Origin of the sequence: Kocuria sp. CNJ-770 (assembly GCF_001942375.1) — a bacterium.
Classification (GTDB): Bacteria; Actinomycetota; Actinomycetes; order Actinomycetales; family Micrococcaceae; genus Kocuria; species Kocuria oceani.
Genome location: NZ_MKJW01000073.1, coordinates 1 through 1,027 on the forward strand (window position 1 = coordinate 1; position 1,027 = coordinate 1,027).

Below are 1,027 nucleotides of genomic sequence, written 5' to 3' on the forward strand. Positions count from 1 at the left end.
TTTTTCGATGGCGGCAGCCTCTAACCGGCGCATTTCCCGGTAGGCGACGTAGAGGAAGTTGCCGGATCCACAAGCCGGATCCAGGACTTTGAACACGGACATGTCCTGCAGGACCTGATGGATTTCAGCAATCGTCGAAGCTTCGTCAATACGCTTGCGCCATGGGTCCACGATCGTCGGCTGAACGATCCGCATGATGTCGACCTGATTGGTGAAGTGGGCGCCGTGCGCATGGCGTTCGCCCTTATCCATCGAGCCTTCGAAGAGGGTGCCGAAGATCTCCGGGCGCACCTCGGACCAGATTGTTCTGGCCGCGGCCCGCAGGACCTCCAGCTCTTCGTCCAGGAGAACGAAGTCCGGGGTGTGGGCGAACAGTCCTCCGTTGAAGTACTGCACGTCTTTTGTATCGGCCGGCCTTGGGGATACCGGGGGTGTTCATCTGGCGGAAGAGGCCGAGGATGTAGTCGTATGCCTCATCAGGAGACGAAGCGTCCTCAAGCTGCCGACGGAAGATGGCGTGGGGGAGGAGTCCGACGTCCTCGGAGAACATGGCGACCACGCACTGCAGCACAAAACGCTGTGCTTCCACGCGGTCGATCCCTCGTCCGTGGAGTTGACGGAACAGCTTGCCCATCTGGCCGGCTGCCTCACGGGAGACGGCCTCGAGGTCGTTCTCGAAGACCGGCTTCTGCTCTGTCGGAAGCAGGAAAGCCATTGCCTCGTGGCGGCGGGGCAAGTCGGTCAGAGGAATCACGTCGACCGGCTCATCGACCTGCCGTTCGAAGTCATAGATGTGGAACTCGTCGAAGTTGCACAGCACCACGTAGCGGGGCCGGTCCGGGACCGCCCGTGTCCAGTAGTCCAGGGCCTGGCGGAAATGCTTGCTGGGATCCTCCCCGGCCTTCTTCATCTCGATGAGGCAACGCGGCTTCCACATCAAGTCAGCAAACGTGGCACCACGGTTGTTCGCCTTCTTGATGCGGTACTCCAACGTTGCGCCAGCCTCAGCCACTCCCTCGTGCCCAAA

The 1,027-nt window shown here is 61.0% G+C and carries 1 protein-coding gene and 1 pseudogene; both read right to left on the bottom strand.

The features are described from left to right. A partial coding sequence (locus BJF77_RS03245) for a class I SAM-dependent DNA methyltransferase (RefSeq protein WP_187347247.1) occupies nt 1–396 on the bottom strand: 396 nt, incomplete at its 3' end. 76 nt (nt 397–472) lie between these two features. Further along, a pseudogene (locus tag BJF77_RS22470) lies at nt 473–937 on the bottom strand (type IIL restriction-modification enzyme MmeI); the annotation flags it as partial. Nucleotides 938–1,027 lie beyond the last annotated feature (90 nt).